Source organism: Rhodoferax sp. (assembly GCF_044236835.1).
Lineage (GTDB): Bacteria > Pseudomonadota > Gammaproteobacteria > Burkholderiales > Burkholderiaceae_C > Allorhodoferax.
This window is the reverse complement of sequence record NZ_JBIIGC010000006.1, coordinates 81071-101023: the sequence shown is the minus strand read 5'-3', so window position 1 is coordinate 101023 and position 19953 is coordinate 81071. Positions and strand designations below refer to the sequence as shown.

Annotated in this window: 14 protein-coding genes and 1 other RNA gene; 11 read left to right on the top strand and 4 right to left on the bottom strand. The window is 61.9% G+C overall.

Translation table 11 applies throughout. The annotated features are described in order from the left end of the window. Positions 1-24: 24 nt before the first annotated feature. An RNA gene (ffs, locus tag ACILRC_RS06115) (signal recognition particle sRNA small type) lies at positions 25-121 on the top strand. A 92-nt stretch (positions 122-213) separates the two neighbouring features. On the opposite strand, the gene ACILRC_RS06110 is transcribed toward ffs, so the two are convergent. From ACILRC_RS06110 to ACILRC_RS06100, 3 genes are all read right to left on the bottom strand, one after another. Continuing rightward, a complete protein-coding gene (locus ACILRC_RS06110; protein ID WP_395668470.1) occupies positions 214-702 on the bottom strand; it encodes a hypothetical protein in 489 nt (162 codons plus the stop codon). Positions 703-848: 146 nt separating this feature from the next. Continuing rightward, positions 849-1487, bottom strand: a complete 639-nt coding sequence (locus ACILRC_RS06105) for a 3-oxoacid CoA-transferase subunit B (RefSeq protein WP_395668469.1) — start codon at positions 1485-1487, stop codon at positions 849-851. 33 nt (positions 1488-1520) lie between these two features. Then, positions 1521-2228, bottom strand: coding sequence for a CoA transferase subunit A (locus ACILRC_RS06100; protein WP_395668468.1), 708 nt, complete (start codon positions 2226-2228; stop codon positions 1521-1523). A gap of 386 nt (positions 2229-2614) precedes the next feature. Here ACILRC_RS06100 and ACILRC_RS06095 point away from each other — a divergent pair, with 386 nt between their 5' ends. From ACILRC_RS06095 to ACILRC_RS06060, 8 genes are all read left to right on the top strand, one after another. Beyond that, positions 2615-4036 carry an efflux transporter outer membrane subunit gene (locus tag ACILRC_RS06095; RefSeq protein ID WP_395668467.1) on the top strand — a complete coding sequence of 474 codons (1422 nt, stop codon included), beginning with the start codon at positions 2615-2617 and terminating at the stop codon, positions 4034-4036. A gap of 64 nt (positions 4037-4100) precedes the next feature. Further along, entirely contained in the window at positions 4101-5237 is a 1137-nt protein-coding gene (locus tag ACILRC_RS06090; protein WP_395668466.1) for an efflux RND transporter periplasmic adaptor subunit, read from the top strand. A gap of 12 nt (positions 5238-5249) precedes the next feature. Further along, positions 5250-8417: an efflux RND transporter permease subunit gene (locus ACILRC_RS06085; RefSeq protein WP_395668465.1), complete on the top strand. Its 3168-nt coding sequence runs from the start codon at positions 5250-5252 to the stop codon at positions 8415-8417. Further along, complete coding sequence (locus ACILRC_RS06080; RefSeq protein ID WP_395668464.1) at positions 8389-11355, top strand: EAL domain-containing protein; 2967 nt, start codon at positions 8389-8391, stop codon at positions 11353-11355. Before ACILRC_RS06085 ends, ACILRC_RS06080 begins: the two co-directional genes overlap by 29 nt. Before the next feature lie 25 nt (positions 11356-11380). Further along, complete coding sequence (locus ACILRC_RS06075; protein WP_395668463.1) at positions 11381-11953, top strand: peroxidase-related enzyme; 573 nt, start codon at positions 11381-11383, stop codon at positions 11951-11953. Between the two features lie 15 nt (positions 11954-11968). Next, positions 11969-13858 (top strand): DNA primase, encoded by a 1890-nt coding sequence (gene dnaG, locus ACILRC_RS06070; protein ID WP_395668462.1) that lies wholly within the window; start codon positions 11969-11971, stop codon positions 13856-13858. A 208-nt stretch (positions 13859-14066) separates the two neighbouring features. After that, positions 14067-16406 (top strand): RNA polymerase sigma factor RpoD, encoded by a 2340-nt coding sequence (gene rpoD / locus ACILRC_RS06065; protein ID WP_395668461.1) that lies wholly within the window; start codon positions 14067-14069, stop codon positions 16404-16406. Positions 16407-16483: 77 nt separating this feature from the next. Then, positions 16484-18346 carry a chorismate-binding protein gene (locus ACILRC_RS06060; protein WP_395668460.1) on the top strand — a complete coding sequence of 621 codons (1863 nt, stop codon included), beginning with the start codon at positions 16484-16486 and terminating at the stop codon, positions 18344-18346. A 12-nt stretch (positions 18347-18358) separates the two neighbouring features. Here the strand turns inward: ACILRC_RS06060 and ACILRC_RS06055 are convergent, their stop codons facing one another. Then, positions 18359-18655: a late competence development ComFB family protein gene (locus ACILRC_RS06055; RefSeq protein ID WP_395668459.1), complete on the bottom strand. Its 297-nt coding sequence runs from the start codon at positions 18653-18655 to the stop codon at positions 18359-18361. A 257-nt stretch (positions 18656-18912) separates the two neighbouring features. Between ACILRC_RS06055 and ACILRC_RS06050 the strand changes: the two genes are divergently transcribed. Together ACILRC_RS06050 and grpE are read left to right on the top strand one after the other, a co-directional pair. Next, entirely contained in the window at positions 18913-19266 is a 354-nt protein-coding gene (locus ACILRC_RS06050) for an FKBP-type peptidyl-prolyl cis-trans isomerase (RefSeq protein WP_395668458.1), read from the top strand. Between the two features lie 101 nt (positions 19267-19367). Next, a complete protein-coding gene (gene grpE, locus ACILRC_RS06045) occupies positions 19368-19931 on the top strand; it encodes a nucleotide exchange factor GrpE (RefSeq protein WP_395668457.1) in 564 nt (187 codons plus the stop codon). The last annotated feature ends 22 nt before the right edge of the window (positions 19932-19953 follow it).

The following is a 19953-nucleotide window of genomic DNA, read 5'->3' as shown; positions in this document are numbered from 1 at the left end:
TCTAAGGGGGCTACAATCCGCGACGACGGGCCTTCCCGCATGGTGAAGCGGCCAACCGGGTCAGGTGGGGAACCAAGCAGCCCTAACTGTGGAGCCAGTGCCGGGGTCAAGGCTCGTCAACTCCCACAGCGGCCGACACAGCTATCCGGCTGCTGGAAGCCCACAAGCCCGCACCCCGACCACTTCCTCGAAAGTTTGCAAGCCCCGCGCTTGTTAGCCTGCGTCCTGGGCTGACGCCGCCGTTGCTTTGGCGGCCGAGCGGCCGCCACCTCCCGCAGTCCATGGGATGTTCGTCGCACGCTCCAAGGGCGACAGCTTGGTAAACAAGGCTTGCCAGAAAAATCCACTCTGGATGGCGATTACCGCGAACAACAAATAGCTTTGGGAGCTTGAGGCCAACCAAAGGTGGTAGGTCGGCAAAAAAACGAATGGCGAAACCATCAGCGGCAACAGGATGCGCGGCGCCTGCATGGCGGCAACGCCCTTACCGATGTTGAACAGGTCCCAGTAGTAGTTGGTGAACATCCCAAGAATCATCCAGCACACCAGATGCCAGGCAAACACAATGCCATGGTTGCGTACCAGCGTGGCAATCCAGGGCGCGGACGACTCGTCTGCGTTGACGATCACCACCATCAGCGAGCCGGTGCCCAAAAACGCGATCAGGTACAAAAAAGACAGCAACTTCAAAGATTTGGACATGACTTGCGTGCAGTTGTTGGATGGGTGGTTTCGTACCCGGTAGCGCTCCGCGGGCGCTGTGGCATCTTACCCGCCGAACACGCCCTCACACGTGGTTCAGGCCAGGACATGGCGAGACCAGCCCCGATTCGTGCGTCCGTAGGCTGCTACAGCAACGTCACTCCGGTTTTGGCCTGCACCTGATCCCTGCTGACTCCCGGAGCAAGCTCGACAAGCTTGAGGCCTTGGGGGCTGACGTCCATCACAGCCAGGTCGGTGATGATGCGGTCCACCACACCGACTCCAGTAAGCGGCAGGTTGCATTGGGGCAAGATTTTGAGGTCCTCGGTGCCGTCTTTCTTCTTGGCGACGTGCTCCATCAGAACGATTACACGCTTGACGCCGGCGACCAAATCCATCGCGCCGCCCATGCCCTTGACCATCTTGCCTGGGATCATCCAGTTGGCCAGATCGCCCTTCTCGCTGACCTGCATTGCGCCCAGAATGCTCAGGTTGATCTTGCCGCCACGGATCATGGCAAAGCTTTGGTCTGAGCCAAAAATGCTCGATCCCTTGATGGTGGTGACCGTCTGTTTGCCGGCGTTGATGAGGTCGGCGTCGACGGCGTCCTCGGTTGGAAACGGGCCAATGCCCAGCATGCCGTTTTCACTCTGCAACCACACCTCCTTGTCGGATGGCACGTGGTTGGCCACCAAGGTGGGGATACCGATGCCCAGGTTGACGTAAAAACCATCTTCCAGCTCTTGGGCAGCGCGCGCGGCCATTTGGTCTTGGCTCCAGCTCATATCAGACTCCTGTTTGGGGGGTTAGCACGCGCACTACGCGGCTGCTTTTTCAGATATCGTGCGCTTCTCGATGCGCTTTTCAGGCCGGGCGTTGAGCACGATACGGTGGACATAAATGCCAGGGAGATGCACTTGGTCAGGCTCAATGGCACCGGTCTCCACAATCTCTTCGACCTCGACCACCGTCACCTTGCCGGCCATGGCCGCTGCCGGGTTGAAATTGCGCGCGGTATAGCGGAACTGCAAGTTGCCCGATTGATCGGCGCGAAAGGCCTTGACCAGGGCCACATCGGGCACCAGCGAGCGCTCCATCACATAGGTTTCCCCATCGAACTCACGCAACTCTTTGCCCTCGGCCACGATGGTGCCCACTCCGGTCTTGGTGAAAAACGCCGGAATGCCCGCGCCGCCAGCCCGCAGCTTCTCGGCCAAGGTGCCCTGCGGTGTGAACTCCAGCTCCAACTCACCGGCCAGGTACTGGCGCTCGAACTCCTTGTTCTCGCCCACGTAGCTGGAAATCATCTTCTTGATCTGGCGCGTCTCCAGCAGCTTGCCCAACCCGAAGCCGTCCACCCCAGCGTTGTTGGAGATCGCGGTCAGGTTCTTGGCGCCGCTGTCGCGCAGCGCGTCGATCAAGGCCTCTGGAATGCCACACAAGCCAAAGCCGCCTACCGCCAGCAACTGACCGTCTCGCACGATGCCTTTAAGCGCCTCTGCGGCGCTGGGATAAATTTTGTTCACTGCGTGGTGCTCCAAAAAAACCAACTGTACCTTCTCGCCCGCGGCCACCCATACTACCCAAGCCATGCCGCACCCTAGCCATGGGGCTTGGCACTGGCCGAACCGGTACAAAATCCTGCGGGGCCCCAAGCCCAAGAGAACCCCAAGCAATCCCCGGGCCAACCGTGCACCATGCACGGGAATTGCACGCCTCTTCGGATACCGCCTGCTACGCCAATCCAAAATGTCACGTTTTGTACACTCAACCGATGCAAACCATTGCGGACCCGTCGTACCCGGCTTTCGAACTTGCTAAAGCAACTGCGCCCACTCTGGATGCATCACTGTCCGCCCGCTCGATGCCCAAGCGTGGTGACCGCGCCGTTTTTTGCCCGCACCATTGACCGATGAAACTCCCCACTCGCCTCGTTTCACTGCTTGCCGTGTGCGCACTGACCGGCTGCGCAACGGCACCCAACGCTGACACGGCGGCATCGGCCGCCTCCCTGCCCACGCCGGCGCAATGGCACGCGACGCTGCCGCACGGCGCCAGCGTCACCGACTTGCGCAACTGGTGGCAAAGCTTGGGCGACCCCGTGTTGGTTGAGCTCATCACAGCGGCCCAGGCTGCCAGCCCCTCGGTGGCCAGCGCGCAATCCCGTGTGCTGCAGGCGCGCTCGACGGTGCGTGGCACCGACGCAGCCAGCCAACCCAATCTCGAGGCTTCGCTGACTGGGCTGCGTGGTGTGTCTGCTGCCAACCCCGCGCCCGCGACCACCGCCCAAGCGGCACTGCAAGCCTCTTGGGAGGTGGACCTGTTTGGCGGCAACCGCCAGGCCAGTGCTGCAGCCGGCGCCAGGCTGCAAGGCGCCCATGCACAATGGCATGAGGCACGAGTATCCGTTGCGGCCGAAGTGGCCACCCTGTACTTCAACTGGACCACCTGTCAGCAAATTCTGGCAACACTGCGCAGCGATGCCGCCTCGCGCGCCCAGACCGCCAGGCTGCAGGAGCTGGCTTCCCGCGCTGGGTTGATGGCCAGTGGCGCAGCCGCCTTGGCACAGGCCAGCGCAGCCGAAAGCAACACCCGCGCCACCCACCAGCAAGCAATATGCGAGAGCACACGCAAGGGGCTGGTGGCACTTACCGCCATGTCCGAAGAAGCATTGCAGACGAAGCTCCACGCAGCGCGGGCCCAAACCTCACAAAACGCCATGATCAGCGTGGCCCGCGTGCCCGCTGAGGTACTGACCCAGCGGCCCGACGTATACGCAGCCCAACGCGAAGTCGCTGCAGCCAGTGCCGAAGTGGGCGCAGCGCTCGCCGCACGCTACCCACGTTTGGTGCTCACCGGCTCGGTGGGCTCGGCCAGCAGCCGCAGCGCGCTGGGCGATTCGGATCTCAGCACCTGGTCCGTCGGGCCGGTCAGCTTGACCATCCCCTTGCTTGATGGCGGCCGCCGTAGCGCCAACCAAGCCGCTGCGCAGGCCCGCTACGACGAGGCCGCTGCGCTGTACCGTGCCAAAGCCCGGCAAGCGGTGCGTGAGGTGGAAGACGCGCTCCTTGCGCTCGCCAGCACCGAAAGCCGCATGACCGATGCCCAGCGGGCGAGTGCCGCGTATGCCACCGCTTTGCAAGCCAACGAGGCAGGCTACCGCGCAGGCGCTTTGAGCCTGCTGGACTTGGAGGAATCACGCCGTGCGACCCTAGCTGCCCAATCGGCATGGCACGCCTTGGCGTTCGAACGCACCGAGGCATGGATTGGCCTGTACCGCGCCTTGGGCGGGGGCTGGACACTGGGCGCCGATCTGGCGCCAACCACGCCCTAACTTAGACCGCCACAACCCAGCCCCCCACCTCTGTTCATACCCATCGATCTGTTTCCACGAGACTATGAAAACTATTGCACTTCACCGCACCGCCGTAGCAGGCGCAGCCACCCTGGCCCTAGCGGCTGCCGGCGTGAGCCTGGCGCTGCACTCGACGAGCCAAGCGCAAAATGCGCCAGCAGCACAGGCCCAGGCCAGACCCTCTTTGACAGTGACAACCGCCCGGCCAGCGCAGACCAACTGGCCGTTGAAGTTGTCCGCCAATGGCAACGTTGCCGCATGGCAGGAGGCCAGTGTCGCCGCTGAGGTGGGCGGCCTGCGCCTGGCCGACGTGCGTGTCGATGTGGGCGATTGGGTGACCAAGGGCCAGGTGCTGGCCGTGTTCGCATCGGAGAGCGTACGTGCTGATTTGGCGCAGGCCCGCGCAGCCGCAGCCGAGGCATCGGCCAACCTTGCCGACGCCAGCGCCAACGCCGAACGCGCCCGCTCACTAGCGAACACTGGTGCGCTCAGTGGCCAGCAGACCGGCCAATACCTCACCGGCGAACTCACCGCGCAAGCGCGGCTGGAGAGCGCCCGTGCCAACCTTCAGCAGCAAGAGCTGCGGCTGCAGCAGACCCAGGTGCTGGCCCCGGACAGCGGCATGGTGGTGGCACGCAGCGCCACCGTCGGCGCGGTGGCCAACCCCGGCAGCGAGTTGTTTCGACTGATCCGCCAGGGCCGCCTAGAGTGGCGCGCCGAGGTGACTGCCACCGAGCTGGCGCGCATCCAAACCGGGGGCAAAGTGAGCGTTACCACAGCGGCCGGCACCGCCGTCGCTGGCAAGGTGCGCAAAGTCGGACCGACGGTGGACCCGCAGACCCGCGCGGCGCTGGTGTATGTGGACCTCAGCACCCCAGTGCGGGCGCTTTCCGGCGTCAAGGCGGGTATGTTTGCGCGGGGCGAGTTCGAGTTGGGCAACTCCAACGCCTTGGTGGTACCACAGCAGGCGGTGGTGGTGCGGGATGGCTTCAACTACCTGTTCAGGATCGATGCCAGCAACAAAGTGGCACAGCGAAAAGTGCAGATTGGCCGGCGCATCAACGAGTCAGTGGAAATCACTGACGGCATTGGCCCTGACGCAACGATTGCCGTGACAGGGGCCGGATTCTTGAATGACGGTGACACGGTGCGGGTCAATAACGCAGCCAGCCCGAAGTAAGGAGTCAAGTCCATGAATGTCTCGGCTTGGTCCATCAAAAATCCGGTGGCGTCTTTGATGCTGTTCGTGATGCTCACGTTCGCGGGCTTACTGTCCTTCAACGCCATGAAGGTGCAGAACTTTCCTGACCTGGACCTTCCCACCATTACCGTCAGCGCTTCCTTGCCAGGCGCTGCGCCTGCGCAACTCGAAACCGAAGTAGCGCGCAAGCTGGAAAACGCCATCGCGACCACCCAGGGACTCAAGCACATCACCACCCGGGTGCAAGACGGCGGCGTCACCATCACCGCCGAATTCCGCCTGGAGAAGTCGGGCCAGGAGGCGCTCGACGATGTGCGCTCTGCCGTGACGCAAGTGCGCTCAAGCCTGCCGGCCGATGTGCGCGACCCCGTGATCAACAAAGTGAATCTGGCGGGCTCGCCGGTGCTGGCTTACACGGTGAGCTCGCCCAACATGGACGTGGAGGCACTGAGCTGGTTTGTAGACAACACCATCGCCCGCCAATTGCTCTCCGTGCGGGGCGTGGGCGCCATCAACCGGGTAGGTGGTGCCGATCGGCAGATCGAAGTGGCACTGGACCCAGCCCGACTCCAGGCACTGGGGGCCAGCGCATCCGAGATCTCGCGCCAACTCAAGACGGTGCAAATGGAGTCTGCGGGCGGCCGCACCGACTTGGGCGGCACCGAACAGCCTGTGCGCATGCTGGCTACCGTGGCTTCAGCGCGCGAGCTTGAGTCACTGCAAATCTCGTTGGCCGACGGCCGGCGCATCCGCCTCGATGAAGTGGCGACCATCCGCGATACCGTGGCCGAGCCCCGATCGGCCGCTTTGCTCAACGGCAAGTCCGTCGTGGGCTTTGAAGTGGCGCGCAGCAAGGGCGCGGGCGAAACCGAGGTGGGTGCCGGTGTACGAAAGGCACTCGACGAGCTTCGCGCACAGCACCCGGACATCGTGCTCAACGAGGCCTTTGACTTCGTGACGCCGGTGCAGGAGGAGTACGACGGCTCGATGCACCTGCTCTACGAAGGCGCGGCGCTGGCGGTGCTGGTGGTGTGGTTTTTCCTGCGGGACTGGCGCGCCACGTTTGTGTCGGCCGTGGCCTTGCCGCTGTCTGCCATTCCCGCCTTTATTGGCATGCACTATCTGGGGTTCACGCTCAATGTGGTGACGCTGCTGGCGCTGTCCTTGGTGATCGGCATTTTGGTGGATGACGCCATCGTCGAGGTAGAAAACATCGTGCGCCATTTGCGCATGGGCAAAACGCCATACCAAGCAGCGATGGAGGCGGCCGACGAGATCGGGCTGGCCGTGATCGCCACCACCTTCACGCTAATCGCCGTGTTCTTGCCCACCGCGTTCATGGCGGGCATCCCTGGCAAGTTCTTCAAACAATTCGGCTGGACTGCGGCTCTGGCAGTGGCCGCCTCACTGCTGGTGGCGCGGGCGCTGACGCCAATGATGGCGGCCTACATGCTCAAGCCGCTGGTCACTGCCGAGCGCGAGCCGGGTTGGATGCGGGTGTACATGCGCTGGGCCGCCTGGTGCGTCAAGCACCGAGGGCTCACAGCGCTCGCGGCGGCGGCGTTTTTTTCGGGCTCGCTGGCGCTGATCCCCTACTTACCCAAAGGCTTCATACCGCCCGACGACAACTCGCAAACCCAGGTGTACTTGGAGTTGCCTCCTGGCGCCACGTTGAAGCAAACCATGGCGGTCGCCGAAGACGCCCGCTTGCGGCTGATGCAGGTGCCCCATGTTCAGAGCATCTACACCACGATTGGCGGCGGCGCGGCTGGCAGCGATCCATTTGCGCCACAAGGTGCCGCAGAAGCTCGCAAAGCCACGCTGACCGTGCTACTAGAGCCGCGGGGCGAGCGCCCTCGCAAACAAGGCATCGAACAACAAATGCGTGCCGCGATGGAGCCGATCCCCGGCGTGCGCAGCAAGGTGGGCTTGGGTGGTTCGGGCGAGAAGTATGTGTTGGTGCTGACCGGCGAAGATGCCAACGCCTTGGGTGCTGCAGCGCAGGCGGTGGAACGCGACTTGCGCACCATACCGGGTTTGGGTAGCGTGGCCTCCAGCGCCAGCCTGGTGCGGCCGGAAATTGCTGTGCGGCCCAACTTTGCCGCCGCTGCCGACTTGGGTGTCAGCAGCCAGGCCATCGGCGACACGCTGCGCATCGCCACGGTGGGGGACTTTGACGAAGCGCTTTCCAAACTCAACCTCGGCCAGCGCCAGGTTCCGATTGTGGTCAAGCTCGATAGCGCGGCCCGTACCGACCTGGAGTTGCTGGGTCGACTCACCGTGCCCGGCACGCATGGGCCTGTGCTGCTCAGCCAAGTAGCCACCTTGGAGGTTGCGGGTGGCCCCGCCGTGATCGACCGCTACGACCGCTCGCGCAACATCAACTTTGAGATCGAACTCTCTGGCGTTCCCTTGGGTGAGGTGACGGCCAAGGTGCAGGAACTACCCTCCATCAAGAACCTGCCCGCAGGCGTGTCGGTACTCGAAATCGGTGATGCCGAGGTCATGGGCGAGTTGTTTGCCAGCTTCGGGCTGGCTATGCTCACTGGCGTGCTGTGCATCTATGTGGTGCTGGTGCTGCTGTTCAAGAGTGTGCTGCACCCCATCACGATTTTGGCGGCGCTGCCGCTGTCGCTGGGCGGGGCCTTTGTCGGGCTACTGCTGGCGGACAAGAGCTTCTCCATGCCTTCGTTGATCGGCCTGATCATGCTCATGGGCGTAGCCACCAAAAACTCGATCTTGCTGGTGGAGTACGCGATCCTCGCGCGGCGCGGCAGCCCTGCAAAAGAGGGACATCCAGCCGTCCCCGGCATGAGCCGTTGGGATGCCTTGATGGACGCCTGCCACAAGCGCGCCCGGCCCATCATCATGACCACGGTGGCCATGGGTGCGGGGATGGTGCCGATTGCCATCGGCTTTGGCGCGGCGGACTCGAGCTTTCGCTCGCCCATGGCGATTGCGGTGATCGGAGGACTGATCACGTCCACATTCCTGAGTCTGCTGGTCATCCCTGCAGTGTTCACCTACGTGGATGACTTTTCGCAGTGGATGTTGCGCCTGTTTCGACGGAGTAAGCGCGCAACCGAAGCCGCCCATCCGAACGCGACAATGCCCCTCGTAGCTGCGACCGATGTCGGCCCCAAGCACCCCGCTGACTGAGGCAACCGAGCTCCGGAAGTCGGATGCAAGCGGCCCGCTGTGGCAGCTTGCGCTTGAGGCCACGGGCGCTGGTGTCTGGGAATGGCATATCCCCTCTAATCGGCAGACCCACTCGGCCCAATGGGAGAAGCTCCTGGGCTACGAGCCTGGCGAACTTTGCAAGAGCTACCAAGACTTCAGCGACCGCATCCATCCCGACGACCGAGAGATCCACAGGGCCGCGGTCGAGCAACATCTGCGGCACGGTGCAACGAGCTTCTCAGCCGATATCCGGATGCAGCACAAGAACGGGCATTGGACTTGGATATTGACCCAAGGCATGGTGGTGGAACGCGATGCCCAGAACACACCGGTCACCATGATCGGGACCCACACCGACATCAACGACCGAAAGCTGGTCGAGGCCAAAATCACCGAGCAGGCCCAGCTGCTGCATGACACCCTGGGCAACATCAGCCAAGGCATTTTTGTGTTCGATGCGCATATGCAACTGGTGTCGTTCAACCCACGGGCTTGTGAGTTACTCGATCTGTCCGCCGACTACCTGGGGCGCCGCCCTGTGCTGCAAGACATTGTGCAACTGCAGTTGGAGCGCGGCGACTTTGGACCCCAGGCGCAGTGGGTGGAAAAAGGCGCCCGCCCCCACGCGCTGACCATGGGCGTGAGCACCGCCCCCGGGCAGTACGTGCGCACCACGCGCGATGGCCGGACCTTGGAAGTCAAGACCCACCTGCTACCGCATGGTGGCGCCGTGCGCACCTTTGCCGACGTTTCTGAGCATGTGCAGACCCAGGCGGCGCGGGAGCGCTTGGACCGCTTGCTGGCGTCCACCCAGGCATTGGGCCAAATTGGTGGATGGGAGGTCGATGTCGCACATGACCAGGTTTTCTGGACCGAAGGCGTCTACCGAATTTTGGAAGTCAGTCCCGACGCCTACCAACCTACTGGGGCCTTGGCCACAGCCGGGCGATTCTTCACCCCGGATTCCATGCGCAAACTGGTGGCGTCCCACATTCTCGACCGAGAAAGGCCCAGCGCACACGACCTGGAGCTTGAAGCGATCACCGCGACCGGCAGACGCATTTGGTTGCATGCAGTGGGTGAGTCCCGCTGGAGCGACGGCCGTTTATTGTCAAGAACCTCTGTGCTCCAGAACATCACCGAGCGCAAGCAAGCCCATGCGGTGCTGCAAGACACTGAAAACCGCTGGAAGCTGGCGTTGGAGAGTACCGGCGATGGCGTGTGGGACTGGCATATCCCTACCGGTGTGGAGTTCTATTCCCGCCGCCTGCTTGAGATGTACGGCTACAGAGAAGGAGAAGTGCCCAATCAGGCCATTGAGCTCGACAATCGAACGCACCCGGACGATCTTGAGCAAATGGAGGCCGATCGGCGTGCCCACTTTGACGGCCGCGCCCCGACTTATTCCAACGAGCATCGCATCCAGTGCAAGGATGGAAGCTGGAAATGGGTGCTGACCCGTGGCATGGTGATCAGCCGCGACGCGCAAGGGCGTCCCTTGCGAATGATCGGCACCCACACCGACATCACCGAACGCAAAAACACCGAAGCGCTGATCCGGCAGCAGGCCTTTTTTGACACGCTGACCGGCCTGCCCAACCGTCGCATGTTTCGTGACCGCTTAGAGCAGGAAATCAAGAAGTGCAAACGGGACAATCAGCAGCTTGCCATCCTGTTCATCGACCTGGATCATTTCAAGGAAGTCAACGACAGCCTGGGGCACGACCACGGCGACCGCTTGCTGGTGGAAGCTGCGCGCCGCCTCCAGCAGTGTGTGCGAGGTTCGGACACGGTCGCGCGCATGGGCGGCGACGAGTTCACAGTGATCCTCAGCGACATCAGCAGCCCCGAACACCTGGAGCCCCTGCTGCAAAAGATTCTGATCGCGATGAACGGCATGTTCCAGCTGGGGGTCGAGCAGGTCTTTGTTTCGGCCAGTGTCGGCGTCACGCTGTACCCGCTGGACGCCACCGAAATTGAAAACCTGTTTAAGAATGCGGACCAAGCGCTCTATGTCGCCAAGGGCGAAGGTCGAAACCGTTTCAGTTTTTTTACCCCGGCGCTCCAACAGGCGGCCCAAACCCGGGTACGTCTGGCCAGCGATTTGCGCATCGCGCTCGCGCAATCCCAATTCCAGGTGGTGTTCCAACCCATTGTGGAACTCGCCACTGGCAACATCCACAAAGCCGAGGCGCTCATACGCTGGGAGCATCCCCAACGCGGGCCGGTCAGCCCCAGCCACTTCATACCGATTGCCGAGTCGAGCGGACTCATTGTCGACATTGGCGAATGGGTGTTCCAGCAAGCAGCACGGCAGGTACAGCGGTGGCGCGAGCGCTTGCATCCCGACTTTCAGATCAGCATCAACCGCTCGCCGGTTCAGTTTCAACAGCACCACACAGGCCAAGCGTCTTGGGCGATGCAATTGCAAGCGATGGGCTTGCCCGGCAATTGCCTGGTGGTGGAGATCACCGAAGGCTTGCTGCTCGACAGCAGCCCCACCGTGGGCGACAAGCTGCTGGAGCTCAGCCTTGCAGGCATCCAAGTTTCGCTAGATGACTTTGGTACCGGCTACTCTTCATTGGCCTATTTGCAAAAGTTCGACATCGACTACATCAAAATTGACCAGTCGTTCGTACGGCACTTGGTCGAGGGATCGACTAACTTTGCGCTGTGCAAAGCCATCATCGTCATGGCGCACGAACTCGGCATGCGCGTCGTTGCCGAGGGCGTGGAGACCGAAGAGCAGCGCGACCTGCTACGGGCTGCAGGTTGCGACTTCGGGCAAGGCTTCTGCTTTGCGCGCCCGATGTCAGCGGCCGAGTTTGAATCCATGTACCTGCACCCCCCAACGACGCCAGCAACCGCTGGGCCTGGCGCGATACCAAGCCCGCTGCCCGGGGACAGCACCGCATAATCAGCGCCCACCACTGGAGAGCTTTGTGCGCTACCCCCTACCGGACCTCAACACCCTGCCCGAAGACATCCAGGCCAAGATTCTGGAGGTGCAGCACAAGGCGGGCTTCATTCCCAATGTGTTTCTTACTTTGGCGCGCCGGCCTGCTGAATGGCGGGCTTTTTTTGCCTACCACGACGCACTCATGCTGCGCGAAGGCTCCAGCCTCACGGCCGGTGAGCGCGAGATGGTTGTCACCGTCACCAGTGCGGCAAACCATTGCTTGTACTGCGTCGTAGCCCACGGAGCGATCTTGCGCATCTACGAAAAGAAGCCGCTGGTGGCTGACCAAGTCGCCATCAACTACCGAAAAGCCGACATCCCCCCCCGCCAGCGGGCGATGCTGGATTTCGCCATGAAGGTGTGCCAGGCCAGCCACACCGTTGACGACGACGATTTCCTGGCCCTGCATGCGCACGGCTTTGACGACGAAGACATCTGGGACATCGCCGGCATCACCGCGTTTTTTGGCCTCTCCAACCGGGTGGCCAATGTCACTGGCATGGAGCCTAACCCCGAGTTCTACAGCCTGGGCCGTACCCCTAAAGCCAAAGCCTGACAGCGGCCACGTCCCATGGCCATTCCCACCACCTTCTTGCAAGACCTGATTGCCCGCGCCGACATCGTGGATGTCGTGGGTCGCTCGGTGCAGCTGAAAAAAGGTGGCGCCAACCTGATGGGCCTGTGCCCGTTTCATGGTGAGAAGTCACCCTCTTTCTCGGTCAGCCCTACCAAGCAGTTCTACCATTGCTTTGGCTGCGGCAAGAACGGCAACGTGATCAGCTTCTTGATGGACTACGCGGGGATGACCTTTGTCGAGGCGGTGCACGACCTAGCGAAAGATGTTGGCATGCAAGTACCCCAAGACGATGTGTCGCCACAAGACCGCGCCCGCGAGCAGGCGCTGCGCGAGCGCCAGACCACCTTGAACTCGGTGCTGCAGCAAGCCAGCGACGCTTACCGCAGGTTTCTCAAGGACGCGCCGCGTCCAGTGGCCTACCTCAAGAGCCGCGGCCTCTCCGGCGACGTGGCCAAGCGCTATGCACTGGGCTTTGCGCCCGAGGGCTGGCGCACCCTGGCGGGCGTGTTTCCCCACTACGACGATCCGCTGCTGGTGGACAGCGGGCTGGTCATCAGCAACACCGAAGACACCGGCGGCGAAGAAAAACGCTACGACCGCTTCCGCGACCGAATCATGTTCCCGATTCGCAACATCAAGGGCGAATGCATAGGTTTTGGTGGCCGGGTGCTGGGCGACGAAAAGCCCAAGTACCTCAACTCCCCCGAGACGCCAGTGTTTAGCAAAGGCCGCGAACTCTACGGTTTGTTTGAGGCGCGCGGCGCACTGCGCGAGTTTGGCTTTGTGCTGGTCACCGAGGGCTACATGGATGTGGTGGCCCTGGCACAACTCGGCTTTCCCAACAGCGTAGCCACCTTGGGCACGGCCTGTACGCCAGACCATGTGATGAAACTTTTTCGGTTCACCGACGCAGTGGTGTTTGGCTTCGACGGTGATGCGGCAGGACGGCGCGCTGCTCGAAAGGCCTTGGAGGTGTCGCTGCCTTACGCCAGTGATGTGCGCAGCATCAAGTTCTTGTTCTTGCCGCCAGAGCACGATCCAGACAGCTTCATCCGCGCACACGGTGCAGACGCGTTCGCCAAGTACGTGGCAGATGCAATGCCGTTGAGCCGATTCTTGGTCGAGTCGGCCAGCGAGGCCTGCGACTTGCACACGGCCGAGGGACGTGCGCACGTGGCAAGCAATGCCAAGCCCATGTGGATGCAATTGCCCGAAGGTGCCCTCAAGCTGCAGCTGCTCGCCGAGATCGCCGAACGGGTGCAACTCAGCACTGCTGAACTATCGGCGCTGTGGTTGCCAGCGTCGGCCGGCGCGCGCGGCGGTGGCCCGCCGCGCGCCGGCCAAGGCGAGGCCCGATTCGGCGCCGCAAGCAGCTACGCCAGGGGCAACGACAGCAACGGCACAGTGGGCGCGCGACTGCGGTTGGGCGGCAGAGTGGCGCCGGCAAGTCGCGCCGACCACGCCGTACGTATCTTGCTGGGCAATTCTGCACTTTGGGCGACGCTGACCAACGAGGACCACAGCCTGCTGTGCAGCTTGCCCGAGCCTCATGGGCCGCTGCTGTCCTGGCTCGATAGCCAACTGCACGAACATGGTCCTTTGGTTTGGGACGCATTGCAAGTCGAGTTAGAAGGCCACGCGCACAAGTCGATGGCGTTGCGGCTGATGGCGCAAGGCGCTGACGCCGCTTCGCAAGGGCACGAATCGGCGCAAGAGTTGCGCGATCTGCTCAATCGCATGCTGATCGACCGACTCAAAACGCAAGAAACCGAGGCGATTGACGCTGCAAACACGGATCCACAGGCCCTGCAACGCTACCGCATGCTGCGCGACCGCCGCCTCCAACTCATCCAAGCCCAATCCGAACGTATAATCCTCGGCTGACTCGCGCAAGAGCGACAGCAGCACCTCCGGGCCAGGCCACGCACCGACCACATGTCGCACCGGCCACCCTTCCGCAAGGACTGCACACCAAATGATCGCCCGCCCATCTTGCCGTCAGGAAATGTCGATTTCCCCGCAACCTGACCCGCCCCTTTGGGTGCTGTGTCGGACCCAGCCCTCGTACCGTTTTTTGTCTTAAGGTTTTCGCATGCCCGCCCAAAAGCCCGCCAAGTCCAGCCCCAAAGCTAGCCCCAAAGCCAATACCAATACCAAAGCCAGCCCCAAGACCACCGCGGCCAAAGCCACCAAAAAGCCGTTGCCAGCCGCCGTGCCGGAATCCAAAGCCAAGCCAAGCGCTGCGAGAACCAAGGCCGCCACTGCCGTTGCAGCGCAGGAACAGCTTGCCAAAAAGACACCAGCACGTCCTGCAAAAACCGTTGCGGCGGAGTCCAGCCCACCACCGCAAACTGGCGCCAAGCGTGGCCGTAAGCCCAAGGCTGCGACTGCGGCGGCGCCGTCGGCCGATGATGAAGACCTGTCTGACATTGAAGCCGACTTGGTGGGTGAACCTGAAGTCGTCACTGGCGACGAGAAGGCTAAGCCGCTGCGCATGAAGATCAGCAAGGCCAAAGAGCGAGCCTTGATGAAAGAGTTTGGCTTGGATGAGACGGTGCTTTCCGAGGAGGACATGGCAAAGCGTCGGGCGCGGCTCAAGGCGCTGATCACACTCGGCAAAACCCGTGGCTACCTGACGCACGGCGAAATCTCCGACCACCTACCCGACAAGCTGGTGGACGCAGAGACCCTCGAAGTGGTGATTTCCATGCTCAACGACATGGGCGTGGCGGTTTACGAGCAAACCCCGGACGCAGAAACGCTTCTTCTCAACAACAACGTATCCACCGCCGCCACCGTCGAGGAGGCCGAAGAAGAGGCCGAGGCGGCCCTGTCCACCGTGGACAGCGAGTTCGGCCGTACCACCGACCCGGTGCGCATGTATATGCGCGAAATGGGCACCGTCGAGCTGCTCACCCGCGAAGGCGAGATCGAAATTGCCAAGCGCATTGAGGGCGGTCTGATGGCGATGATGGAAGCCATCAGTGCCTCACCAGCAACGATTGCAGAAATCTTGCGCTTGGGGGAGGAAATCCGGGAAGACAAGGTGGTGATCACCACCATCGTGGACGGCTTCTCCAACCCCAACGAAGCCGACGACTATGTGGCCGAGGAAGACTTTGACGAGTTTGACGAGGCTGATGACGACGACGGCAAGGGCGGCTCCAAAGCGCTCACCAAAAAACTGGAAGAACTCAAAAAACAAGCCCTCGAACGCTTCGACCGCATGCGCGAGCTGTTCGAAAAGGTGCACAAAATCTATGACAAAGAGGGCTACGGCACACCCGCCTACGTAAAGGCGCAAAGGGCGCTGAGCGACGAACTCATGACGATTCGTTTCACCGCCAAGGCCATCGAAAAGTTATGTGACATGGTGCGCGCCCAAGTCGACGATGTGCGTAAAAAGGAACGCGAGCTGCGCCGCATCATTGTGGACAAATGTGGCTACCCGCAAGAGAGCTTCATCGCCGACTTCAGTGGCCGCGACAAAAACGGCAATAAGGTGCCCAGCCAACTGCTCAACCTCAAGTGGATTGAAAAGCAGGCCGCCAGCGGCAAACCTTGGAGCGCCATCATGGCGCGCAACATCCCACCAGTGCAGGACTTGCAGCAAAAGCTCACCGACCTGCAAGCGCGGGTGGTGGTGCCTTTGGACCAGCTCAAAGACATCAACAAACGCATGAACGAGGGCGAGTCCTCCAGCCGCGCGGCCAAGAAGGAAATGATCGAGGCCAACCTACGGCTGGTGATTTCGATTGCCAAAAAGTACACCAACCGCGGCCTGCAGTTCCTGGACCTGATCCAGGAAGGCAATATTGGATTGATGAAGGCGGTGGACAAGTTCGAATACCGCCGGGGCTACAAGTTCTCGACCTATGCCACCTGGTGGATCCGCCAGGCGATCACCCGCTCCATTGCGGACCAGGCACGCACGATTCGCATTCCGGTACACATGATCGAAACCATCAACAAGATGAACCGCATCAGCCGCCAGCACCTTCAAGAGTTCGGTTTCGAGCCAGACGCCTCGGTGCTTGCCGAACGCATGGAAATTCCGGAAGACAAGATCCGAAAAATTATGAAGATTGCCAAGGAGCCGATCTCGATGGAAACACCCATCGGCGATGACGACGACAGCCACCTGGGCGACTTCATCGAGGACAGCGCCAACACCGCGCCCATGGAAGCCGCCATGCAAGCCGGTTTGCGCGACGTGGTCAAAGACATCTTGGACAGCCTGACCCCGCGCGAAGCCAAGGTCTTGCGCATGCGCTTCGGAATCGAGATGACCAGCGACCACACCCTTGAAGAGGTGGGCAAGCAGTTTGATGTGACACGCGAGCGAATCCGCCAGATTGAGGCCAAAGCCCTTCGCAAATTGAAGCACCCCAGCCGCTCGGACAAACTGCGCAGCTTCACCGACACGCTGTAATTTGCACGCAGGTGCATGCCGCCAGCCATCTTGTCGGGGGGCACGCGCCGCACATGTGCATGACACAGGGGGCTTGTTTGGACAACTGCTTCGTGCTGCTGGACGACTGTCATGCGACGGAGTCGCGCCCCAGCAGCAGGCTCTTTACCGGCTTGGTAAAGCAGCACATGTGCACCGACCCCACGACCTTAGACGCGTTTTGGAGCCAGGTGGAGACTGACCAGGCCCAAGGGCTACATGCTGCGGTACTTGTGGACTACGAGTGGGGCGCAAAACTGTTGGGCGCGGGAACCCGCAGTTTGACTGAGGGAGATTCCAGCGCCTTGCGAGTGCTGCTGTTCAACCAATGCACGCAACTGGCGGCTGCGGCGGTGGACGACTGGCTCGCCGAGCAGGACGGCGGTGGGGCGCCGAGCTGCGCCGGTGTCGTCGATTGGATGCCCAGCGTGACCCAAACCGAGTTCGACTGCGGTGTCGCAAAGATTCTCGACCTCATCCGTGCAGGCGAGACCTACCAGGTGAATTACAGCTATCGCATGCACGGCGCCCAATACGGCAGCCCCATCGGTCTGTACCGGCGGTTGCGCGCGCTGCAGCCTGTTGCGTTTGGTGCCCTGGCGGCACTACCTGTTTCGGATTTCGGAACCTCAAGCGCCAATCTGCGCTGGGTGCTGTCGTGCTCGCCAGAGCTGTTTGTGCGTAATGACCAAGGCCACTTGACCACCCGCCCGATGAAAGGCACCGCGCCACGGGCTGCCACGGCGCCGGCCGATGCGCAGATGAGCTACTGGCTGGGCACCGACCCGAAGAACCGGGCCGAGAACGTGATGATTGTGGACCTGTTGCGTAACGACTTGGGGCGCATATCCACCACGGGCTCGGTGCGGGTACCGCGTCTGTTCTCAGTGGAAACATACGCCACCGTGCACCAGATGACCTCCACCGTGGAGTCCGAGTTGCGCGCCGATCTGCGGTTCCCCGACGTTCTGCGTGCGCTGTTTCCCTGCGGCTCGATCACAGGCACTCCCAAGATCCACACCATGAACTGCATCGCCGCGCTCGAGTCCACTCCACGTGGCCTGTACTGCGGAGCGATCGGCTGGGTCAACGCCCCCGCGGCCGGAGCGCACTGCGGAGACTTTTGTCTCTCGGTTGCAATCAGAACGCTGACGCTGGGCAATCTCGACCACGCCACCCGCCCCGCCACCTTGGGCGTAGGCGGCGGCATTGTGCTGGACTCTGAGCAGCACAGCGAGTTCGATGAGACCCGAGTGAAAGCGCGCTTTCTGACCCAAGTCGATCCAGGCTTCACGCTTTTCGAGACGGTGCTGGTGCGCAAAGGCAAACCATGCAAGTTGGCATTGCACCAAGCCCGTATCGCCGCCAGCGCACGTGCCCTGGGCTTTCGATTGGACCCAGCGCAGTTCGCGCATCAGCTGATCCAATATGCCGGCCTGCTATGCGCAAACACCGACCACCGGGTTCGGGTCGATCTGTCGCACGACGGCAGCATGCGCATCGCCCACGCAGCGCTCGATCCCCTGCCCAATGTGCCGGTGCGGCTGGTGTGGGCCGACCACCCGGTTGATCCAACCGAGGTCGCCTTGTTACAGCACAAGACCTCTTTGCGCGGCAGCTATGACCGCGCCATGGCGGCTGCAATGGCGAAAGGTGCGTTTGATGCAGTGTTTGTGAACTCTGCCGGGCAGGTTACCGAAGGCGCGCGCAGCAATCTGCTGGTGCGTATCGATGGGCGCTGGTGTACACCGGCACTGGCCTGTGGCGTGCTGCCGGGCGTGATGCGCCAACGGGTGCTGCATCGGTTTTCGTCGGTTGCGCAGACGGTTCTGGGTGTCGATGACGTGGCGCGGGCGGAGCAGCTAGTGGTTTGCAACTCGCTGCGCGGATTGTTGACGGCGCATCCGCTGGGGCTACCCTAACCCCAACTGCGTTCACTCTCCCAAGCGTGAGGATCTGGCCGATCGCTCTTGCACAAATGCAAAAGCAAATGTCAGCACCTTTTGCATCGAGTCTTCGATCACCTGACGCTCCTGCTCTGTTAGGTAGAACATCATGTCCACATCGTGGCGCACGTAGCGCACCGGCAGGCGGTTGAGCGCCAAACAGGCCACATCGGCCAACATGTCAGCACTGAACGCGTGGTACACCGGCGCCTGCGACCAGCGTGCAACCTCCTCGAACACAAGCCGTTCGTAGTAGTTGTGAACTTGGTCAAAGTTGTATTCCATGAAGTTCTCCGCAGCGTGCTTTGTAGGGGTGATCCACCTTATCACCGGACCGTGCACCTGACAAGGCGAAAACCCGAGTTGGCTCACACCCAACACACACCTTGGTCGCCCTGCGGGTCAGCTCCAATTGCGCACCACGATACGCCCTAAGCGCTGCGGCATAATTCCCGCGCCAGCCTTCCAATGAACGCTGGTCCTGACCGTTGCCGTGCAATCCGCACAGCACCCTTCCAAGCCACTCCAATTTCACACAAAAAATGCACACCACTGCCAGCGGACTCCAATACGAAGACACCACTGAGGGCAGCGGCCCGGTTGCGGCGCCTGGCCACGACGTGACGGTGCACTACACCGGTTGGCTTTACAACCAAGGCCTGCAAGGCGCCAAGTTCGACTCCAGCAAAGACCGCAACGACCCCTTTGTATTCAGTTTAGGCGCGGGCATGGTGATCCGCGGCTGGGACGAGGGCGTGGCAGGTATGAAAGTGGGGGGCACACGTACCTTGCTCATCCCTGCCGACCTAGGCTACGGCGCCCGTGGCGCCGGTGGCGTGATCCCACCCAACGCCACTCTCAAATTTGAGGTTGAACTGCTGGGCTTGTCCGACTAAGCCAGACGATATGGCGTCTGCTACCTCCCCGGCGGATGCCCTCTTGAATTCGGGCGCATGGACCCCAGATGTGCCCAACCGATCAACAGCCATCGCAGCGTATGACCGAACCCACCCCCCAGCAACAATCTGAAGCCACCGCATCTATCGCTCCCAGTGCGCAGGATCTCGCCGCCGCCATGGCCATGCACGAAGCAGACACCCTCGCCAAAGTACAGGCCGAGTTGGCCAACCTACAAGCCAAAAGTGCCGAGCTCGCCGATCAATACCTGAGGGCCAAAGCAGACGTCGAAAACGCACGCCGCCGTGCCGAAGACGAGATTTCCAAAGCCCGCAAGTTCGCACTCGAAAGCTTTGCTGAAAGTCTGCTGCCCGTAGCAGACAGCTTGGAAGCCGGGCTGGTCGTGAAGGACGCCACGGCTGAGCAAATTCGCGAGGGCGCGCAGGCCACGCTGCGCCAACTGATCGCAGCGCTGGAGCGCAACAAAGTCGTCGCGATTGCGCCTGCCCCGGGAACCAGGTTTGACCCGCGGCTGCACCAAGCTATCAGCGTTGTGCCATCCGAGCTGGAGGCCAACACGGTGGTGGGTGTGCTCCAAAAAGGCTATTCCATCGCCGAGCGCACCTTGCGACCCGCCTTGGTCACGGTGTCAGCGCCCAAATAGCGGCTCGCACCGTCGCTTGCGG